Source organism: Chryseobacterium contaminans (genome assembly GCF_001684955.1).
Classification (GTDB): domain Bacteria; phylum Bacteroidota; class Bacteroidia; order Flavobacteriales; family Weeksellaceae; genus Chryseobacterium; species Chryseobacterium contaminans.
In genome coordinates, this window is record NZ_MAYF01000057.1 from 1 (window position 1) to 21,459 (window position 21,459).

A 21,459-nucleotide genomic window follows, 5' to 3' on the forward strand; every position below is an offset into this window, starting at 1 on the left:
TTCACCCCATCAAAAATTCTTTGAATTTTCGACACCCCTCCAAAGGATGGAAAAATGAAGGCTACTCTTTATAGAGAAGTTAATATCATTATTGATACCACTCTATTACCTATTACCTATTACCTATCATTCACCCTCCTTCTCTAGCCCCGATAGGAACGGTTACCCCGCAACAGGGAGTTGGAGTGCCGGAGGGTTTGAGCCAAGGAGTGTAAGGCGTGAGGAGTATGAGTGGATAGCGGGAAATAGCTCCCGAAGAAAAAAAAAGAAACTTAAACGGAAAATATTTTTAAAGAAAGTGTGAGATGGAGTATTAAAAACCTCATCCGGAAAGATACTCCTAAATAGAATTAGAAATATCGCTTGATTAAAAGCTTATAAGTCCAATAACCGATGAGACAACCAACCGTATCGGCAACAATATCCAATGTTTCCATGGATCTCCCAAGCCCCATTTCTGCCTGCATGATTTCAGTAAGGAAGGCATAAATAAGAATGATCTGAAAAAAGTAAGAGAATTTAATTTTGGGAAATGCGGCAATGAAAGAGAATGCTAAAGCGGCAAATATGCTTACATGCAATACTTTATCGATACCGCTGAACATGAACCAATACTCGCGGTTCTCTTCTCCCGGTTTAAGGAGCATATAAGTAAGAAATGCCCAATAAATGGGCAATATCTTACTAAATATTTTTGAAATTTTATCCAATGATAGCTTTATAATCTTCTGCAGAAAGCAATTCAGACTGATCTGCTCCATCAGCAACTTCTAATTTGATGATCCATCCGTTTCCATAAGGGTCTGTATTTAACAGCTCCGGCTGGTCTTCCAATTCTGAGTTGAATTCGATAACCTTTCCTGAAATAGGTAAGAATAAGTCTGAAACAGTTTTTACTGCTTCTACACTTCCGAAAACGTCTCCGCCATTTAGATCATCATCTACAGTATCTACGTCTACATAAACGATATCTCCAAGCTCTCCCTGAGCGAAATCTGTAATACCGATTGTAGCTACATTACCCTCAATCTTGATCCATTCGTGATCTTTAGTGTACTTTAATTCTGATGGTGTGTTCATTTTTAAATTTTTATTTTTTACAAATGTATTCAAAATTATAGTAGCTTCAAATATTGGATATAAAAAAAGTCCTTCAAAAGAGAAGGACTTTTTTGTTTATGTTATTCCTAGAATCCGCCACCGGAATCTCCGAACGTAAATGTTGCAGAAATTCCTGCTCTGATTGTAGACAGCGGGAAGGCTGTAGAGATCTTATACTTCGAGGTCATCTGTTCGTAGAAAAGTCTCAGGTTCAGGTTTTCAGAGACATTGTAGTCTGCTGAAAGCTTGATGTTGAGAAGTCTCTGTCCTCCTGTAATCTGTGAATCGTTCAATAAGATATTCATGATAGAAGTTCTGCTATCTCTTAATGAAATATCACCTCTGATATTAAGGTCACTTCCCTTTCCTCTGGTTCCTCTTCCTCTTATGTTGGCTGTACCTAATCTGAAGTTACGAACAATATATCCAAGTCTTACTACATATTCTGTATTGGAATCTTCAGTAAGCGTATGGTTTACCAGTCCTAATACCATCATTCGGTTTTTATTATACTGTAATCCGAACTGCATATTGTTTCTCATCGTAACGTCTATTCCAAGAAGTGGTGAGAAGGATTCTACATAACCTACCTGAGCAAAAGTATAAGGGTTAATCTTGTCGCCATCATTCGGTTTAATAACACCTGCGTTATCTACTGTCTGATAATATCCTCCAGGATTACTATGATAATCAATATTACTTTGAATTCCTGTTGCAGTGTACGTTGCAGTGTAACCGTGTAAGATATCAAACTTCGTGAACTGCCCGCTAATTATTGGAATATTCTTCAATCCTGAATAGGTAATTCTCCAGTTCGGCAATGGCATTCCTGCTTTTTTAGGATTCCCCATCGGAGAAACAGATTTTCCTTCAAGAGCTGCTCTGAATGCAGGGATCAATACATAAGCATTGGCTATACTATAATGTTTAGCAAATCCATCACTTCCAATCTCTGCATTAGGACCACCTAGCTGTTGTGAAAGTTTTATTGCATTTTCTCTGATCGCCTGATACACTGCCGTACCATCTTTAAAGGATGAATTAAGCAGCATAGTTGAGTTTGAGTAGGTGATCATATCGGTTGCAAATGTAAAGTTAGGATCAGAAATTCCAGCATCATTCACATAGTTAAATCCGGAATGGGAGAAGTTGCTGCTGAAGTTGTGCAATACATTCAAATCAATTCTGAAATCATTCATTGGCATCATCTGTAGATTAGCCCGCAATTCTTTTGTTGACATTCTTACATAGGCATCAGTCATAAACCTAGAGTCACTTACCCAACCATTTTCCATTACGGTTCTTCTGATATCTGCCTGAGATCCTAACAGGAATCCGATAGTAGGCCCACCCAATGTCTGTCCGTAACCATACCAATTTGGAGCTGATAATAAACCAGGAAGTACGGTACCGTTGTTCTCTGTATAACTTACATCCAATTGCTTAAATGAAGTAAGGAAGAACGCTGCACTTTGAAGTGGAGTAAGCCTATTTTTGAATTTATACTTTTTATATCTGTATCTGTTCTTTTCCCATTGTTTTGTATATACATTGTTTAGGGAATCCATTTCCTGCTTACGTTTCTGAAGCTTGGCATTAATATTTTTAAAATAATTAAACTGTCCAAAGAACTTAGGAATGTCTGCTGTTGCCGTTGCCTGAATCGTATTGGTGTTTTGCCCAATAGAACCTAAGCTTCCTTCAGGGCTTGAAAGCAAAGCTGTAGATCTTGCATTCCAGTTATAGGTAAATCCATACCCAACTTCCGCATCAATAAAGTCCAGATAAGGTAAATACTGGAATGGCAGTTTATAATTCAACTGTGCCCTGTGATTATACAATACCGGTCTACCTGCTCTGAATACATTTCCGAAGATGGATTTATTGTCCATCGTGTTTACATCAATATTATCATTAAGTGTTCTGGTTGCAGAATTAATCTCCAGTTTTAATGATTTTGTAAAGTTGAACCCTAAACCATACTGCCATCCGAAGTAGAAGTTTCTATTTCTGATTGCATTTATATCTCCGTTAGTATTTCCTCCTAAAATAGCCTCAATATTTCTAAACTCAAGTTCATTATAATTTCTGTCAATTTCTGTTCTGAAAGACAATCTTGTTGGAATTGGGTTGATATTAAATTCTTTTACCCATCTCAGATATTTAGTAGATTTTGCAGTATCACTAATCATTTTGTTGAAAGGTTTTATCACCCATGGTTTGAAAGTATAGTTGTAATCAACATATCCTCTCAGATACTGTCTGTAATTTCTCTTGGTATAAATATCTCTGAAATAATCATCATTATAGACCGCCGTTACTGAAACGTTTTCGATATCATAAAACTTAGGCTTTTTATTCTGATTTACTCTTTCCTTACGCATATTAACTACTCCGATACTCCTTTGCTGAGTATATGTTCTTGCCACTTTTTTAAGCTGTTCTCTGTTTGGAGCTTTGCTGAACTCAACATCCGTGTCCAAAGGATTATACTTAGGATCTTCGATGGTTTGTGAGTAAGAATAGTTCAATGGAATTTTTATCCCTGTTTTTTCCGGTAAAAGCTTATCGACGTTAATGGCTGTATTGATACTGAATGCCGATTGAGTAGACTGGTTTCTTTCTGCCGGTTTAGAATCAATATTTCCAAATCCTACTGAAGTATATGATGCATTGGTATTAACCGTTGCAAAATCTCCCAGGTTGAAATTCAAGCTTGCGTTACCCGCATACCCGCCATCATTTTCTATCTCAGAAAGACGGATTTCGTTAACCCACAAAATTCTGTCTATAGGAACCCTTGATGAACCTGCATTCCTAACACCAATCATAATAGTAGTTACATTTCCTAAACTTGGACGTCCTTTGATAAAGATTCTTTTCTGGTTATCACCTCCTCCAAAAGTAGGATCAAGGAATCTCTGCATAATTTTATCAGCATACACTTTATCTCTTCTGATCTTAGCATCAACAAAATTCTGAATTTCAAGGTTTACTTCATTTTCCATTGGCCAGATTTCCATTGGAGCTGTAGCAGTAATTGGAGTCAACTTCAAAGACGCTTCATATTCATAATAGTTATCTGTAGCATCATTTCCGAAACGAATAAAGAATTTGGTATTATTATCCATTCCTGTTAAGGTTCCTTTAGGCTCATGGGCATGAACAAAAAGCTTAAGCTTTTTATATCTTCTCATATCCAGACTTGTATTTTTGAATACCCCTTGTGCTTTACCTGGTCTCAGTTCGTTAGCTTTCATATATAATGATGCTTCATTCTGTCTTTGCGCACCAGCATTTCCGCTTAAAACCTGTCTGTCAATTCCCGGAGGCAATACATAAGGCGGCTGATTAAGAGCATTCTCTTCAATATTCACACTACCCACGTCTAGTTTTTCAATCTCTGAATCCGCTGTTACTCCTTCATCCACAACCGGCTCTAATTCTTTGTCTGAATAAGGCGCAAGAGTTTTAGGGTACTTTCTCCAGTCTGATCTTACAAGATCCATTGTCCCGAATCTCAAAGTAGATGTGTTTTCAAATCCTGTAAGCATTAATCTTGCAAATCTTACATTATTAAGTACTGTTTCACTATGAGTTCCCTGAGTTTTATCAAATTTAGCAACCGGAATTCTGAAAAGGTACCATTTCACATCAGCCGACTGTCCGTTCTGGAAAACAGCTTTAACAGTTTTCACATCAACGATATTATTCTCAGATCCTAATGAAAGACTGGCCTGATCTAATTTTATAGGATATTCATTATAGCTTTCAATCTGATCCAGGTTATAATCCCGGTTAATATCTTCTGCATCCGGAGTCTGAGAAGCCACACTTAATGAGTTAGCTTCAGAGTTTCCATCCGGGTTTCTGAAATATTTATAACGCTCAACCAACGAGGCAGCCTGGTTACCCGTAAATTTGTCTGACATATAGAATACAAAATCATCCACAGCAGGGTCAACAATGTTGGTTACCGGGTTTACAAAGGTATTCCCAAATCTCATTGCTTCCTGATCTGAGCTCAAACCATCATATCCTACATCCTGTGCCTTTCTTCCATCTCCTTCAGTAGAGAATGCATATAGAATAGGTGGTTGTTTGGGCTGTACTCCCCAATTGGAAGTTGTTGTAGCAGATACTGTTCCAGGTGCAGGAAGACCATTTTCATACAACATTTTCCCATCTTTAAGGATATCCTCAGACACGTTCCCTAAGTGTAATAATAATTTTGGATTATCCCCAAGTTTATTACCGTCGGCATATGGATCCATCATCCAAAACTCAACATATTCAATATTTGAACTTACAAAATTAGGTACACTGATTGGTCTCATAATACCACCCCATCTGCTGACAGCCGGTTCTGTTCCCGGATTGACATTGTAAGGTCCTTTTTCTTTAGGGTAAAAAGAGATATCTAAAGTATTGGTAAAGGTTTGATCTCCCGCCACAAAATCCCTGCTATTATAAATTTCAGAAAGCATTACCCTTCTTGATGCGTGATTAGACACTGACTGTGGTGTAATTCCTCCGGGAGCTTTACCTCCAACACCCCAGAATCTTGGGTCAATATAATACCATGACAATAGTCCTCTTCCATAACCACTTGTAATATCATCACTTGTTGGCGGAATATTGAAAGGTGGTTCTGTATTTTTTTCCGGTCTTGATGCTAAACTCCAGGCCGCAGGTTCTTTTAATGATATTTTAGAGGTTGTCTGCTCAAAATCGTCAATATAAGACTGATTATTGGTTGCATTATTCAGTCCTGGAAGGAGGTATGCTGCCTCCATTTTGAAGTTAATATTGGAAGGAGCTTCAGTCTTTATCAATGGTAGTTTATCCGTAAATCTTGTAAGATAAGGCGCCTGATTATTATACATCATATTAATCCCCGCCATTGTATTATTAACAGCTTCCTGTCCAAAGTTTACCTTTTGGGTAAGCGGAGATTCTGAGTAATTGATAACCGTTCCTCCTAAAATAAAGTGTTCATTGAATCTTCTTTCTAAATTTAATCCCAGGAATCTCTTTCTTTGGGTATTGAATGTAAGCTGATTTTCCAATGAAATATTAATAGCCTGCCCGGATTGTTTTACATTCTCATTAATGATGGTAACCGTACCAAGCATATAGTCTACGGTATAGTCTACCCCTTCGGAAAGCTGTACTCCATTTGCCGAAACTTTTACAGAGCCCTGAGGTACGTTTACAGCTCCAAGGGAAATCCCCTGTCCCTGAACACCTTTGTAACGACCTTCAATGGTATATCGCTGCGGAACTATGGATTGCCCTCCCGTAGGTTTAACCTGATCGTACAGATCATGGAAAACATATTGAGGATCATTAGAACCTAGTACCTGTTGCATATAATCCCCGAAAGGCTGTACTTTGGTAAATATAATTCTCCCGGTCTCCGGTTTAATTGTAATTCCAGGTACAAAATCGAAGATTCCGTCTCCTTTAGTTCCGTCTTTATTACCCTGGATATCACCATTCATGTTAAGACGATCCCAGTTTAGTAATTTTAATAGATTTAAATCTTTAACATTTGTATCAGGAAGATAATTTACCTTACCTCCGGTTTTCTGGTCTTTATAGTATACATTAAGGATAAATCCATCCGGAGAAACCTGGCCTGCATCTAGAGAATAAACGTTCTTCATCATCAGCTTCCACATTGGAGAAGATACGTCTACACTGTTGTTTACTTTCAATACTTTAGTAATCAAAACAGGACTTTCTTCCGAAAATTCTCCTACTTTATATACTTTATTGCTTCCATTTACTGTATATGAATAGGATACTGCCAGAAGCTGCTGATCATTAAGTTTCTGGTTCAATGAAATATATCCCAATTGTGGCTGGAATGTAAATTCATTGGCATTCAGCTTTCTTGCTTTGCTATTAAAGATAAAATGTTCACCATTTACATAAGGAGCCGATCCTGAGAATGATTGTCCCTGATACACGCCGTTATAGTCTTTACCAGCTTCTCTTGTTCCTGCTTTTGCTGAAATATCGTTATATAAATTATTTACCGAGTTATCCGGCAACGTACCACCACCTTCACCAAGATCCCTGATCCCGATGATTCCTTTCTGATAAGCCAAATTGCTGTTTCCTTGGTCTAATACCCAAACTTCAAGCCTGGTAATATTAATGGTGGAATTGATCTGTGGGTAATTAATTAAAGCATTGTCATATTTATCAAGGAAATAATGCCCCAAAAAGTAGTGCTGGTTCTCTTCATAGTCGGTAACGTTAACTTTAAAGTTATTCATTACCCCACCACCCTGTACTACAATATTTCTGGCTTCACCCTGTTGCTGTGAAAGCACAACGGTTCCAAATGTTTTTCCTAACTGGAATTCTGTTTTTACCCCAAACAATGATTGTGAACCTCGGATTAAGCTTGTTGAAAGCGGCATATTTACATTACCGAATTCTACTCTTTTAATGATTTTATCTTCACCCCCTTCATTAGGTTTATCCACATTTCCAAGACCTTTACTCTGAAGATCTTTCCAGCTTCCTTTAGCCTGCCATACGAGGTTCATTCTGTTTTCAAATGCAAAACCACTTTGAGTGTCATAATTAGCTTTTAGCTGAAGGTTCTCCCCTACTTTCCCCAATAATCCTAGCTGAATTCTCTGGTCTATATCAAAAGTAAAGCTGGTCCTGTTCTGTGGTAGGATCAGCGGGTTATCTATTTTCTGGTAAAGTCCTGCAAAGTCAATGGATGCATATCCGGAAGGAATGATCTCAATTTTATTCCCTCCAAACAGGGTTTCAAACAATTTGTTGTTGATCATTACAGAAGGGATGAGCCCCTTCTTTCTGGCATCACTTTTGTCTTTTCTGAAAAGGAGATTATATTTTTCCGATTTCTCCTTATAGTATGCTCTGGTCTGGAGGGCAAGTACATATTCCTTATACTCTTCCGGAGACATGGCAGTAGGAGGACCGGTAATGGTATTTCCAATTTTGGGGTATACATAGTACATCCCCGTTTTTATGTCGAAATAGGCTTCATACCTCGTGGGGTCTGCTATTTCATATTGTTTTCGTATAATCGTTGTATCTTTTGCCTGTTGTGCAAAAGCACTTACAGACATAAAAAGGAACGATAGGAACAAAAATATTTTAAAATGCTTATTATTCGCCACCAAATGTTAAATGTTTTTTAAAATTTGTTTAACCAATTCTTCAACCGAGAGATCTGGATTTTGTTTTAAGATCTTATCCGCCATCTTCTCACTTGTTCTTTTAGGAATCCCTAAAACTTCTAATGCAGATAACGCTTCATCCTTGATTTTATTATTCACCAGCGAGGAAATATTCTCCGCTGGACCACTGAATTTCTGTACTTTATCTTTAAGATCAACAATAATTCTTTCAGCCGTTTTAGCCCCGATTCCCTTGGCCTTCTGAATCAGTGCACTGTTTCCTGAAAGTATTCCGGAAGCAATCTCATCAAGGCTTAATGTAGACAGGAGAATAAGTGCTGAAACAGCTCCTACTCCATTAACGCTTATTAACAGATTGAACATCTCTTTTTCCGAACGAGTGTTAAAGCCGAACAAAAGATGAGCATCTTCACGGATAATCTGCTGGATAAATAAAACAGTTTGTTGATTTACAGTAAGTGTTTGTGAGGTCATTAAGCTGATCCCCACATAGTAGCCAACGCCTTGTACATTGATTACTGCATAGGTAGGTGTAAGTTCTTGAACAGTACCTTGTAAAGAAAATATCATTATTAATTTTTGAAACTCCCCAAATATAAAAATTTAACCTCCAAATACAGCATTAAAGGTTAAAATAAATTGTTTTTACCCACTATGGATATTTAATGGCTTCTGATAATTCTATCGGATTATTGTTTTTTTTCAGGAAAGATTGTGTTTTCTTTGTCATTTCCCTAAAATCAGGTTCTACATCATTTCCTTTTTCATCTTTAAATTTTGCTTTCACGTTTCCGGTTCTCATTTCCCGGAACGGATCATTATAATAATCCAGCATTGCCTTTTTAAGATTACTCCTTGAGATGTCCATTGGCTTAGCGCTAAAACCCTCAAAATCCATTTTGTGAAAGCCTTTTTTCAATCCTGAAAAGGAGAATTTATAGGAATGACTTTTATCTTCCATCTCCACAATCAGGCCTGGTAATCCTTTGAAAACATAAGGCCCTTCCTGCAAGGGAATATCTTGTGTAAACCAGGCTTCCCAATCCCTTCCTTTGTAGCTTAATGTTGCTTTCTGGCAGTTATAACCATATTTTTCAGCAACCTCTTTTTCTATTTTCCAATCCAGCTGTATTGGTTCTGTCAGTTTATATACATCAGCTAATATATAGTAATACTTTGAGCTTCTATTCTGCTTATCCTTTACTGCATCAAAAACATGATCTCCCATGGCAAAACCTTTAAAGCCAATACTTCTCAGAGAATCTACCTGGTATTGTTTTTCCGTACAAAATCTGGATTCCCCATCCTGAACGAGAAGTACCATTTTTTTGGATACTGTTTCAGAACTTAAAGTGTCTTCTTTATAGACAAGATTATAGTCTATTCTTATATCCTGAGAATAAAAATTTTGAGCGAATGACAATAACACAAAAGTTATCAGTAATTTACAATTCATTATCTATTATTTTCTATAATTCCTTCTATATGATAATATAAATCTTGTTTTTCAAATTCAGGAGGATACATAAACCCATTGATAAAAACAGAGGGTGTAGAAATAATTTCATTATGAAAAAACCACTCATTTGAAATTGTGACATTTTCACGATCTTCTTTCTGATCATACTGTTCCCGGATTTTCCACGGATCAAGATTTTTATTTTCAAACCAAAAGTTTAATGCCTTCAAAAACTCTTGTTCTCCTTTTTGTAAAAAAATATGATGTAGAACATACAGGAAGGCATTTTTATCTTCCAAAGATTGTTTTTTAAAAAATATATTTATCCTTATCTCATCTCCATAAGCAAATAATATCCTATCAATTATTTCACAGATATCTTTGCACATTTTACAGTAAAGGCTTGTAAATATTGTTAATTCTAAAGAGCTCTCCTTATTGCCCAAAACAATTAACGGTTCAGGTAATACTTTCTTTTCCTGCTTATATAAGGTATTCACAAAAACATCATAGTTTCTGACAGTTCTGGTTTTTATGACAAGCTGGTTTTTAACTTTTTCATTTTCTTTTAAATAATTTCTGATCCATAACCATACAATAAAAATAAGCAAATAGAAAAGACCATATATAAACAGATGAACCAAGAGAACTAAATTCATATCAGAGGAATAAAATATAGGTTTGCAAAAGAAGAAGAATAATTATTCCAATACACATGGGGCAAACCTTCTTTATTCTGAAAAACTGATAAAAAAGAGAATATCCTATGATAGGAACAATAATAATTAGTAAGATTTTCTGTATAGTAATAAAAGTAATCGTATCCAGATATAAAACACTAATGATATTGGTAAAGAAATATACAAGGCTGTAATCTCCGAAACCGGAAATAAAATTTCTGTTCTTTTCTTCTTCCGAAAATGAACAGTCTGTATAAGTTCCGGAACATACTTTATTCATTACAGGACTTTCAATTCCAAATACTTTTCTTAACGAAAGTACAGATAACAGAAAACCACACAGTGATAAAAAAAAATAAATAAAATGGAATATATTCATCTGATAATAGCTGTATATTAGTAAAGCTACTATAATAATGCTTACAAAAAGCATTCTGTATCCTCCCTTTTTTTTCTCTACTGAAAAAGGCTCTGGTTCATCAAGCAGAACAACAATATTATTCCACTTCAAAAGAAAATCTTTTTCTGACATTTTATGCTTTCCACTAACGAGATATCCTTCACTTATTTTCTCAACAAATGTAAACTCCTGCTTATGATCTGTAAATTCTATAAATGTCATAAAATCTTCAGGAAGTTCATTGATCTCAGAATTATCTATTTCAATTGCGTAATTAGAAATTTTATTAACATTCAAAGCACTTACTATTGACAGTAAGCTTGGAAATGCAGGATGAGAATTGACCTGAAATGAAAATTCTTTTTTGTCTAAGTAAATATCTTTTTTCTCAAGATACTTTAAAATATTGGATATACTTTCAACCATATTTCTACAGTTTATTGAAAGTCTACTGCACTTTTATCCCACAAATTACTGTTGAGATTAAAAAACAGGGTATTGACTTCACGATGAAATTTTTTGTTCTGAGAGTCTTCTTCATCCGGATTGTTCAGATTAACAAACCTTATGACCCCACCTTCAGATTTTCTGTAAATATCTACAACATTAAACTTTTCTGAACGATATGTATACAAAGCTCCGTTTCCTAAATCAACATCCGGCATTCTATCATAGCTTTTTTTAACATCCTCTAATGAAATCCCTTCATAATAAAAGCCTAACAAATTATTATAAATACTCATGTTAGTATACATAAACAGAAACTGTTCATTGAATGGCTTCTTAAATTTTGAATTAAGAATACGGCTTACTTCTTTTGTAGTAAAGAAAATGTATTTTTTATTTACTGTATTGTAATGATAGTCTGCATAAGTAGTAAATGGTATAGTTTCATGAGCAAACTTTAAGGTATGGGTATTATTTCCGTCTTCATTTTTTATTGCAGGAGTATGTTTCAGATAATAATAATTTTTACAGCTTTGCATCATAAGGCAAAAAAAGAATAATATCCAACATCCAATTAATTTTTTACTCATGGTTTTCTAATTTAGTTCAGCATTATATGGATCATAATTACATTTCATAACGTAGCCATTCTCGGTTTTGAAAGGAACCTGAACCACTGTACAGCATAATCTGAATTCACAGATATTACAGGGGGCAATATGCTCCTTTTTGATATTCCAGACTTTTGCCAGCTCAGGAATAGTTTTTCTTGTTATTTCTTCGAATGAATTCGTGATATTACCATAACTTAATGTATCGGTTATATTAAATTTAATATTCCCGTATTCATCTACAAATACCGTTTTATATAATGATAAATTGTAATTCCTTGCAATATTGTAAGCTGTCATGTTAATATCAACAGTATTAATACTAAATTTAGGTAAAAATATCTTATCATCTCCTGCTGTTATAAAAACACTGGTCACTTCATTATTAACAGTTACCTTTGCTTTGGGTGAGTTAAAAAGGTATAAGGTCTTTAGCCGGTTATTCTTATATAATTTTTTATCAACTTTCTGATAAGGCATTGAAAACGAAATATTCGTTACTCTTGAATAATCTAATGAATACAGAATATGATTTATTTCTTCCATACAATCAGGATCATTAATATGGACATGTAGTCTTTTCACTCCAAGTTCATTAACATTCTTAACCACCTGGTTCCAATTATCTTTAATCAGATTTGAATGAGTTATTGTGACAAACTGTATAGCAGAAGTATCCTCATTGATACTTTGGGCTGATAATTCCGGAAAAAATTCTTTATCAGAATAAAAAATAAATTCATTCTTTTCTAAGAAATCCAGGTATGTTAATACCATTTCATCTGCTTCAAATTCCTTAAGAACATAGTTTAGCTTTTTATTTTTTATATAGTTTAAAAAATCGATCATCGTATTGGGTACAAATTCAATATCTTCTCTCTGAAGATCATATATTGCGCCTCTTTCATGGCCTTTAACAGGGATACAGCATGAAAATACATGGATATATTTTTCTTTATTATTCTGTAGATATGTTAATTCCATCTTTATATATTCTTAAACAATAGATTTCTGACTGGTGAATATTAGTATGAGCTAGTCTGAAGGGGCGGTCTCTTTTTATTTTAGAGACATCCATAGGAGTTATATGTGAAAAAATAGCAGGAAGCAGTTCTTTCTTTTTCTCATATCCAAGTTCTTTTAATAATGTTTTTTTCATGTATTCATTTCTTTTAAGCAGATGGCAACTTCATAATGAAGATTATAATTACATGGCAGCGATGTCATTCTGAATTGCCCTGAAGGATTTACCTCCAGGAAATAATATTGCCCGTCTTTTCCTTTTATAATATCCAATGAGCCCGTATCAAGCCCTAAAGCTTTCATTAGCTCACAGATCTTTACGTCAATTTCCTGAGGTAGAGCGTAAGGAATCATTCTGTTGGGTTTACTATAATTATAGTGTCTGTAATCCACACCTGTCTGGGCATCCCGCTGTGAAAAAATAGCCATAGGATAATTTACTCCGTTTAAATGAAAGATCCTAAGCTCATATTCCTTCTCTATCTTCTCCTGAAATAGACTTGGAAAAAAAATTTTGTACCGGGCCATTGTCTTATGGTTAACTTCTTTTGTTAGAAAGAAAAATATTTTATCTTTAACATTAACCACAGTTCCATCTTTTATGGATTTTGTAATGTATGATTCATTTGGATTTAATGATCCTGTGGTATTAGTAATGGTGGTCTTCGGAATATTAAGTCCAAGTTTCTGAGATGCTATGAGAGCACTGATTTTATTTATTTTTTTGATATTTAAATAATGGTTGAGCCATTTTTTTTCTTTCAAAAAATCAAAAAAAAGATCTAAAGTAGTAGTATATTCCAACTTTAAGTACTCTAACATTTCAATATTGGTTTCGCCCTGAAAATTAGGTTTAAATTTATCGAAGAATCCAAATTTTCTGAACCAAACACATTTTACGTTAGATAAATCTGTCTTTTCAAAATAGATACTCTCTACAAACAGTTTAGGCTCCGGTGACAGTTCATAATGCATTTTTATTTTGCCATTAAACAAATCAAGATCATTTATTCTTAAACATTTTTCACCCAAGACAGCCAAATGCTCCATCACAATATTGGTATCATCGTCATTTGGCGTTGATAAAATTAGAATCATATTTACAAATTACTAGATAATAGATAAAGGAAGACTCTTTATAGGATAAAGAGTCTTCAGTTTTTTTTAAAAGATCAGTGGACTAGTCACATCCATCATTAGTACCGCCTCCGCCTTTTGTAATAGTAAGTGTTTCCAATACATGCGGATCATCCATTGTACCTGTTCCTCCACATGGACCAGCTAATCCTAAATCTGATGACATTGATTTTTGACCGGCCATAATACTTTTCATGTTGCCTAATTTTTTCCCCTTAAGGTTTTCTAGTTTTTTCATAGGTTAAATTTTAGTTTGTTTTGTCACCATTGACATTGGTGAAGATACAAATAACAAAATCACCAAATAAAGAAATAATATGCATTTTTCCTGCAATTTCCTTGCAAATAATTTACAAATTATGCACATTTGTAAAAAACATAAAGACAATGGAGACGCATGAAAAATTAAAAAGCCTGAGAAGACAAAAGGGATTATCTCAGGTACAAATGGGGAAAATCATAGGAACAGACGCCTCTAATTATTCGAGAAAAGAACGGGGCGAAGTTAAAATTTATGACGATGAATGGAAAAAGCTTGCGAAAGCATTGGAAGTATCTCTGGAAAGTATTAAAAGTAATGGTATAAAACATCCTCTTTCATCTGAAAACAGCTTACAAACATGTAGTATTACCTACTCTCAAATTCCGGATTTCATTTTAGAAACCCAGAAAAAATATATTGAAAGATTAGAGAAGGAAAACGAAAAACTTTTAGAAGAAAATAATAAGTTAAAAAAGAACAAAAAGTAGACTGAATAAAAAAGCATCTTATAGTAAGATGCTTTTTTATGATTTTTATAGTAAGTAAACTACTTTTTCTCTCTTCTCTGTGCGTCAAGAACGGCAATGGTTGCAAGGTTTACGATCTCATCTACGCTTGAACGCATCTGAAGAACGTGTACCGGCTGCTTTAATCCCATCAGGATTGGCCCGATAACTTGTGCTACTTTCATTCCTCTTAGAATTTTGTAAGAAAGGTTGGCACTTTCAAGATTCGGGAAGATGAATGTATTGGCTGGAGTAGTTCCTAATTTTGAGAATGGATAATCGCTTAAATGATCTGCATTCATTGCAAAATCCGGCTGAATTTCACCATCAACAATCATCTTAGGATATTTCTCATGAAGGATGCTTACTGCTTTTGCTACTTTTTTAGAAGTATCTGAAATGGCAGCAAAGTTTTCAAATCCAAGCATTGCAATTCTAGGCTCAATAGCAAAAGATTTCACTGTAAATTCTGCCATTTTAGCAATATTCACAAGGTCTTCTGCTGTAGGGTTTTGGTTGATGGATGTATCTGCAAAGAAAATAGGTTTCTTTTCAGACAGGATCATCATCATTGCCGCTACTTTATCTACGCCTTTATCTTTTTCAATAACTTCTAGAACAGGACGTAATACAGAAGTGTAGTTCTTAGAGAATCCTACGATAAGACCATCCGTATCTCCATGCTTCAGCATTAAAGGTCCGAAATAGTCTCTCTGACGAACATATCTCTTCGCTTTGTACTCGTTCATTCCTTTTCTCTGACGAAGTTTCCAAAGTGTTTCTCTGTATTTTTTTCTGTTTTCTTTCTGATCATCATCACTTGGGTCAATGATTGGAATATCCAGGTTGATCCCGTAACGTTCCATCTGCTCCTTGATGTATTTTTTATCTCCTAAAAGGCTTGGGTAAGCAATTCCTTCTTCGTAAAGAATCTGAGCTGCTTTTAATACATTGTATTCTTCAGCATTTCCAAGGGTAATTCTCTTCGGATTGGATTTTGCACGGCTCTGCATCATTCTTACCAATCTTTCATCTCTACCCATTCTGTCTAACAGCTGGTGCTCATATTCTTCAAAATCAGTGATTTCTTTTCTTGCCACCCCGCTTTCAATAGCCGCTTTAGCAACAGCACTTGATACTTTTGTAATCAACCTGTTATCGAATGGTTTTGGAATGAAATATTCTCTTCCGAACTGTAAATTCTGTACGTTATAAGCAAGAATTACGGCTTCCGGTACCGGTTCTTTTGCAAGATCAGCAATTGCATGTACTGCTGCAAGCTTCATTTCTTCATTAATTCCTGTAGCCTGAACGTCTAATGCACCACGGAAAATATAAGGGAATCCTAATACGTTGTTCACCTGATTAGGAAAATCACTTCTTCCTGTTGCCATGATCACATCTTTACGGGTTGCAAGAGCAAGGTCATAGGCAATTTCAGGATCAGGGTTAGCTAAAGCAAATACAATAGGATTTTCGTTCATGCTTAACAGCATTTCCGGAGTCATCACATTTCCTTTAGATAATCCTACAAAAACATCAGAACCTTTTACAGCATCTTCTAATGTTTCAATATCTGTCTGAGCAATGAAGTCTAATTTTTCAGGAGTAAGATTTTCTCTTTTGTGGTTGATAACTCCTTTACTGTCGCACATCAGAACATTTTCTTTTTTCAATCCTAATGAAATGTAAAGTTTGGTACAAGCAATTGCCGCAGCTCCTGCTCCGTTCACTACCATTTTTACATCTTCAATATTTTTATTGGCGATCTGTAAAGAGTTGATTAATGCAGCAGCAGAAATAATTGCTGTTCCGTGCTGATCGTCGTGCATCAAAGGGATGTTCAATTCCTCTTTCAATCTTTGCTCTATATAAAAAGCCTCAGGAGCTTTAATATCTTCAAGATTGATTCCTCCAAATGTAGGAGCAATTCCTTTTACGATTTCAATGAATTTATCCGGATCTTTTTCATCAATCTCAATATCAAAAACGTTGATATCAGCGAAAATTTTGAACAAAAGCCCTTTCCCTTCCATTACCGGCTTTGATGCTTCAGCACCAATATCTCCTAATCCAAGTACAGCTGTACCATTAGAAATTACAGCTACAAGGTTTCCTTTTCCTGTGTAATCATATACTGTTTCCGGCTTATCGTGGATTTCCATACAAGGAACCGCTACTCCGGGAGAATAAGCCAATGATAAATCTCTTTGAGAAGAGTGTGGCTTGGATGGTATAACTTCAATTTTCCCTTTGGGTTCTGCTTTATGATAATCTAACGCGGCCTGACTAAAGTTCTTTTCGTCGCGATTGTTGTTACTTGACATACGTTTTATTTTTTGTTAGAGTATATATTTAATGTGGTAATCTACTAAGCTTTCAATTGGTTTCTGAACTACATGTCCCACATTTAAATTAAGGTCTTCCGCTACAGAGCGTAAAATATTTTCATAATAATAAGCAATGGAGCCAATAAAGTTGATTTCAGCATTATGAACCTCCTGATAAGGCATAACCTGGTATTCGAAGAAGCTTTTCATTTCTTCGGAAACCATGTTCACAAAGTAAGGATGATCCTTTCTTTCCACAACAAATTTATTGAAATCAGCTAAATAAGCATTTGGTCTTGGAGCATGATACATATGTTTCAATGCATCTTCTATGGTAAGTTTATAATCTGTCTCAAATTCATTATGCAGATCGGCAGGAAGTTTTTTCATGAAATATCTGCGTACCAGTTGTTTTCCGATCGCACTTCCGCTGCCCTCGTCTCCTATCAGGAATCCAAGGGATGGTAATTCAATCTTAAGATTTTCTCCATCAAAATAACAGGAGTTAGATCCTGTGCCTAAAATGCACACAATCGCAGGTTTTCCTTTATAGGCGGCATATGCAGCAGCCATCAAATCTTCTTTAACAATGATTTCAGCCTTGTCAAATACTTTCTTAAGCTCAGTTTCGATGGTTTCACAGTTTTTCTTCACCCCACATCCGGAGCCATAAAAAAAGACTTTGGTGATTGAATTCTTTACCAACATCAGGTTGCTGTTCTTCTGTATTTCAGGAGTGATAAGTTCTCTGTTGATAAAATTTGGATTAAACCCAATAGTTTCGGTTTTAAGAAAAACCTTTTTGAAGTCATCAAGAATTACCCAATCCGATTTAGTAGAACCACTATCTACAATAGCAACCATATTTTAGATTTTAATTTAAGGGTGCTAAATTATGAATTTATCTTCAAATAGCATTTAAAAACAATATGGAAGCTGTCTAAAATCATTAATGTCTAATCTTCGTTTTTTTTTCGTTGAACTGAAGAAGCCAGTCTTCAATTTCATCTTCCAGATAAGATGCCTGCAGTACCATAGCATTGATAAAATCATCGGGAACGGGTTCACCATTAGAGTTCTCAAGATTCCAAAGTTCATTAGACATATTTTCATATTCAGAATACACTCGTTTGAAGCGGGAGTTTTCTTTCTCAAGAGCTTCAATATTTTTCTGTTGAAGCTGGAATTTTCTGTATTTGTTTTGACGTTTCATACAAATATTATTATCAATTGGGTCATAAAAAATTAGAGTAGTATGCTTTCAACCGCGCATTACAAGATAGAAAAAACCATTATCACAAGGATTTGAAAATGAATTTATTATCAGGTTATAGTAACATCATTCTGCTTATTAAAATTAGAAATAATTTTTATTTAAAAAAATATTTTAACAACTTTTTTCAGTGTTTAACATATAGTTATAAATTTGCATATCCATATTGTAAATAGTCTTGATTTGAAATAATTGAAAACCATTATGAATACACAGGACCGCCAGGATAATGATTGTTTCTGTTATAAAACATTCTAATATCCAATACAATAAAAGATATATTTTCAGTTTTTATATTAATTAAATGAAAGAAATACTCATACGCCAGAAACAAGTTTTGTTCTTCATTATTGCCGGAGGACTAAGCGCCATTGTTGAGATTGGCAGCTTCAAAATATTTAGCACTTACCTACCACACTTCTTTGTAAAAGAAACTAACTTTCATGGTGTACATTATCCTTTAAGCAATATATTCTCTACCAGCTGCGGAATCATCAGCAACTACTTTTTAAGTATCTGGTTTGTTTTTGAAAGAGGAAAGCATTCCAAGAAAAAAGAATTTGCTTATTTTATGGCAGTCTCATTTATCTCCACATTATTAAGCCTTGGTTTCTTCCAGATATTTTACAGTGTTATATTTAAAGATAATATCAATTTAATTTTTTATACCTTGAGCCCGGAAATGATCAGTAAAATTGCTGCAATTCTGTTGGTCTCCATTCTTAATTATTCGGTAAAGAAGAAAGTAATTTTTAACGGTTAAACTGTGACAAAAATTTTAAATTATCTCTGGAGGTTTTGGCTGTTGCTATTAGCGTTTATTCTAACAACCACTCTTGGAATCCCCGTTTATATTTTATCTTTTAGTAAGAAACATTATAAGTATGCCTATAAATTTGTCCGTCTATGGTGTTTCGGTATGTTTTATGGTATGGGCTTCCGGTATGACCTTATTCAACTTTCTGAACAGAAAAAAGACAGAAGCAAAGAGTATGTTTTCATCTCGAATCATACTTCAATCATGGATATCATGCTGACATGCATTCTTTTCCCACATCATCCAATTTGTTTTGTTGGAAAAAAAGAGCTTGTTAAAATTCCTATTTTCGGAACTATTTATCAAAGGATATGTGTAATGGTAGACAGATCAAGTGCAAAAAGCCGCGCTGATGTTTATCGCAGATGTGCTGAAAAAATGGAAGAAGGCAACAGCATTGCCATTTTCCCGGAAGGAGGTGTACCGGATGACACCTCTATCATTCTTGATGACTTTAAGGATGGGGCATTTATATTATCCTCAAAACACAACTCACCAATTGCTGTTTATACCTTTATCGGTCTTAAGGAAATGTTTCCTTTTGACAACTCTAAAGGCTATCCTGGAAGAGTAAAGGTGTATTTTAATGGAATTATAGAACCTACTGATTCGCCCAAGAACCTAAAGGCAGAGGCTTATGAGGAAATAAAAAAAACCTTAATCAGGTATTCCGTTGAAAGTAAATAGTTATATTTGTTTGCGAAACCTATAATAAATATGTCAAATTATTCTAAACAAACCAATTGGGCCCAATTCATTCCGTTGGTTACTGTATTCTTCTTTTGGGGATTTGTAGCAGCCAGTAATGATATTCTTATCCCAGTTTTTCAAAAAGCCTTCAACTTGTCTCAAACTGAAAGCATGCTGGTCCAGATATGCTTCTATGTAGCATATACTGTAGGCTCCTTAATTTATATGATTGTATCAAAGAGCCTGAAACAGGATTTGATCAACAAAATCGGGTATAAAAACGGTCTTATTGTGGGACTTTTAATTTCTGCATTGGGAACCCTATTGTTCTACCCCGCAGCCAACCTGCATTCTTTCCCGTTAATGATCTCCGGATTATTTATTGTAGGTTTAGGATTCTCTCTACAGCAGATTGTTGCCAACCCCTTAGCTATTGAGGTAGGCCCTACAGAAACCGGGTCTCAAAGACTAACGATGGCTGGAGGAATCAATAACCTGGGAACTACTATTGGACCGCTTATTGTTTCATTTGCCATTTTTGGATCTGCAAGTGCAGCCAATACGGAAGCGAGTGTTGAAAGCGTAAAAATTCCTTATCTTATATTAGGAGCAGCTTTTGCTCTTGTAGCTTTAATGCTTAAATTTTCTTCGCTTCCTGCGATAACTCCAACAAACACCGAAAATACTGATGATACAACTCCGGGAGAGCATAGAACTTCTGCATTCCAGTATCCTCAATTGGTTATGGGAATGATTGCCATCTTCGTTTATGTAGGAGTAGAAGTTTCTACGGCAAGTAACCTTCCTGCTTATATGGAAAAGAACCTTGGGTTTGCAACCAAAGAAGTAGCTCCTTATATTTCATTATACTGGGCATCATTAATGATTGGCCGTTGGACAGGTGCTGTGGAAGCATTTGACGTAAATGCCGGATTCAAAAAGATCTTAAGATTTTTAGCTCCTTATTTGGCATTCGGTGTATTTTTATTCGTAAATGCCATTGCAAACCACGACCTTTCTCCGTTCTATGTATACGGATTCATCATTATTGCAATGATCATCTGTGATATCTTAAGCAAAGGAAACCCTGCAAGAATGCTTTTAATTTTCTCCGTAGCAGGAATTGCTGCATTGCTAATTGGTATGTTTACTACAGGAATGGTATCTGTGTATGCATTTACCAGCGTAGGGCTTTTCTGCTCAACTTTATGGCCATGTATCTTTGCATTGGCAATCAACGGACTTGGAAAGCATACTAACCAGGGGTCAGGATTCCTTATCATGATGATTATGGGAGGTGGAATTGTAAGTATGCTACAGGGGTATATTGCAGATATTACAAATATCCACTTCAGTTATATCGTAGGGGTTATTTGTTTTGCTTACCTTGCATTCTATGCAATCCGTGTAACTGGCATCCTGAAATCTCAAGGCATTGATCTGGATAAAATATCTAAAGGTAATGGTCATTAATATAACAAAGACAATATATAAAAAGAAAAGATTTTGGGCAGGTGTATTACTTGCCCA

Annotated in this window: 19 protein-coding genes; 4 read left to right on the forward strand and 15 right to left on the reverse strand. The window is 35.2% G+C overall.

What is annotated here, in order from left to right:
• Positions 1-350: 350 nt before the first annotated feature.
• The 12 genes from BBH99_RS04870 to BBH99_RS22290 form a co-directional block, all read right to left on the reverse strand.
• Positions 351-677 (reverse strand): VanZ family protein, encoded by a 327-nt coding sequence (locus BBH99_RS04870; protein WP_066692899.1) that lies wholly within the window; start codon positions 675-677, stop codon positions 351-353.
• A gap of 25 nt (positions 678-702) precedes the next feature.
• Entirely contained in the window at positions 703-1,080 is a 378-nt protein-coding gene (gene gcvH / locus BBH99_RS04875) for a glycine cleavage system protein GcvH (protein WP_066692756.1), read from the reverse strand.
• 107 nt (positions 1,081-1,187) lie between these two features.
• On the reverse strand, positions 1,188-8,222 hold the full coding sequence (gene sov / locus BBH99_RS04880) for a T9SS outer membrane translocon Sov/SprA (protein WP_066692758.1): 7,035 nt from the start codon (positions 8,220-8,222) through the stop codon (positions 1,188-1,190).
• Positions 8,223-8,279: 57 nt separating this feature from the next.
• The gene (gene ruvA / locus BBH99_RS04885; RefSeq protein ID WP_066692760.1) at positions 8,280-8,864 is read right to left on the reverse strand and encodes a Holliday junction branch migration protein RuvA; all 585 of its coding nucleotides are present in this window, start codon (positions 8,862-8,864) and stop codon (positions 8,280-8,282) included.
• An 82-nt stretch (positions 8,865-8,946) separates the two neighbouring features.
• A complete protein-coding gene (locus BBH99_RS04890; protein WP_066692767.1) occupies positions 8,947-9,750 on the reverse strand; it encodes a GLPGLI family protein in 804 nt (267 codons plus the stop codon).
• Positions 9,750-10,412 (reverse strand): DsbA family protein, encoded by a 663-nt coding sequence (locus BBH99_RS04895; RefSeq protein WP_066692774.1) that lies wholly within the window; start codon positions 10,410-10,412, stop codon positions 9,750-9,752. Before BBH99_RS04895 ends, BBH99_RS04890 begins: the two co-directional genes overlap by 1 nt.
• Position 10,413: 1 nt before the next feature.
• A complete protein-coding gene (locus tag BBH99_RS04900) occupies positions 10,414-11,259 on the reverse strand; it encodes a vitamin K epoxide reductase family protein (protein ID WP_066692779.1) in 846 nt (281 codons plus the stop codon).
• A gap of 11 nt (positions 11,260-11,270) precedes the next feature.
• Complete coding sequence (locus tag BBH99_RS04905) at positions 11,271-11,870, reverse strand: hypothetical protein (RefSeq protein WP_123873012.1); 600 nt, start codon at positions 11,868-11,870, stop codon at positions 11,271-11,273.
• A 6-nt stretch (positions 11,871-11,876) separates the two neighbouring features.
• Complete coding sequence (locus BBH99_RS04910; protein ID WP_066692785.1) at positions 11,877-12,875, reverse strand: hypothetical protein; 999 nt, start codon at positions 12,873-12,875, stop codon at positions 11,877-11,879.
• The gene (locus BBH99_RS04915; protein ID WP_066692788.1) at positions 12,850-13,050 is read right to left on the reverse strand and encodes a hypothetical protein; all 201 of its coding nucleotides are present in this window, start codon (positions 13,048-13,050) and stop codon (positions 12,850-12,852) included. The genes BBH99_RS04910 and BBH99_RS04915 overlap by 26 nt, the downstream gene beginning before the upstream one ends.
• Positions 13,047-14,012 carry a grasp-with-spasm system ATP-grasp peptide maturase gene (gene gwsG, locus BBH99_RS04920; RefSeq protein WP_066692789.1) on the reverse strand — a complete coding sequence of 322 codons (966 nt, stop codon included), beginning with the start codon at positions 14,010-14,012 and terminating at the stop codon, positions 13,047-13,049. Before gwsG ends, BBH99_RS04915 begins: the two co-directional genes overlap by 4 nt.
• An 82-nt stretch (positions 14,013-14,094) precedes the next feature.
• Positions 14,095-14,247, reverse strand: a complete 153-nt coding sequence (locus BBH99_RS22290) for a hypothetical protein (RefSeq protein WP_165601882.1) — start codon at positions 14,245-14,247, stop codon at positions 14,095-14,097.
• A 191-nt stretch (positions 14,248-14,438) separates the two neighbouring features.
• Here BBH99_RS22290 and BBH99_RS04930 point away from each other — a divergent pair, with 191 nt between their 5' ends.
• Positions 14,439-14,801 carry a helix-turn-helix domain-containing protein gene (locus BBH99_RS04930; protein WP_066692792.1) on the forward strand — a complete coding sequence of 121 codons (363 nt, stop codon included), beginning with the start codon at positions 14,439-14,441 and terminating at the stop codon, positions 14,799-14,801.
• 59 nt (positions 14,802-14,860) lie between these two features.
• Here the strand turns inward: BBH99_RS04930 and BBH99_RS04935 are convergent, their stop codons facing one another.
• The 3 genes from BBH99_RS04935 to BBH99_RS04945 all read right to left on the reverse strand — a co-directional run bounded on the left by BBH99_RS04935 (position 14,861) and on the right by BBH99_RS04945 (position 18,362).
• A complete protein-coding gene (locus BBH99_RS04935) occupies positions 14,861-17,146 on the reverse strand; it encodes an NADP-dependent malic enzyme (RefSeq protein ID WP_066692794.1) in 2,286 nt (761 codons plus the stop codon).
• 15 nt (positions 17,147-17,161) lie between these two features.
• Complete coding sequence (locus tag BBH99_RS04940) at positions 17,162-18,013, reverse strand: BadF/BadG/BcrA/BcrD ATPase family protein (RefSeq protein WP_066692797.1); 852 nt, start codon at positions 18,011-18,013, stop codon at positions 17,162-17,164.
• An 85-nt stretch (positions 18,014-18,098) separates the two neighbouring features.
• On the reverse strand, positions 18,099-18,362 hold the full coding sequence (locus BBH99_RS04945; protein WP_066692800.1) for a hypothetical protein: 264 nt from the start codon (positions 18,360-18,362) through the stop codon (positions 18,099-18,101).
• A 364-nt stretch (positions 18,363-18,726) separates the two neighbouring features.
• Between BBH99_RS04945 and BBH99_RS04950 the strand changes: the two genes are divergently transcribed.
• The 3 genes from BBH99_RS04950 to BBH99_RS04960 are packed head-to-tail and all read left to right on the forward strand — an operon-like array spanning position 18,727 to position 21,402.
• On the forward strand, positions 18,727-19,185 hold the full coding sequence (locus BBH99_RS04950; RefSeq protein ID WP_066692803.1) for a GtrA family protein: 459 nt from the start codon (positions 18,727-18,729) through the stop codon (positions 19,183-19,185).
• Between the two features lie 3 nt (positions 19,186-19,188).
• Positions 19,189-19,926 (forward strand): lysophospholipid acyltransferase family protein, encoded by a 738-nt coding sequence (locus BBH99_RS04955; protein WP_123873014.1) that lies wholly within the window; start codon positions 19,189-19,191, stop codon positions 19,924-19,926.
• Positions 19,927-19,956: 30 nt separating this feature from the next.
• Complete coding sequence (locus BBH99_RS04960; protein WP_066692805.1) at positions 19,957-21,402, forward strand: MFS transporter; 1,446 nt, start codon at positions 19,957-19,959, stop codon at positions 21,400-21,402.
• Positions 21,403-21,459 lie beyond the last annotated feature (57 nt).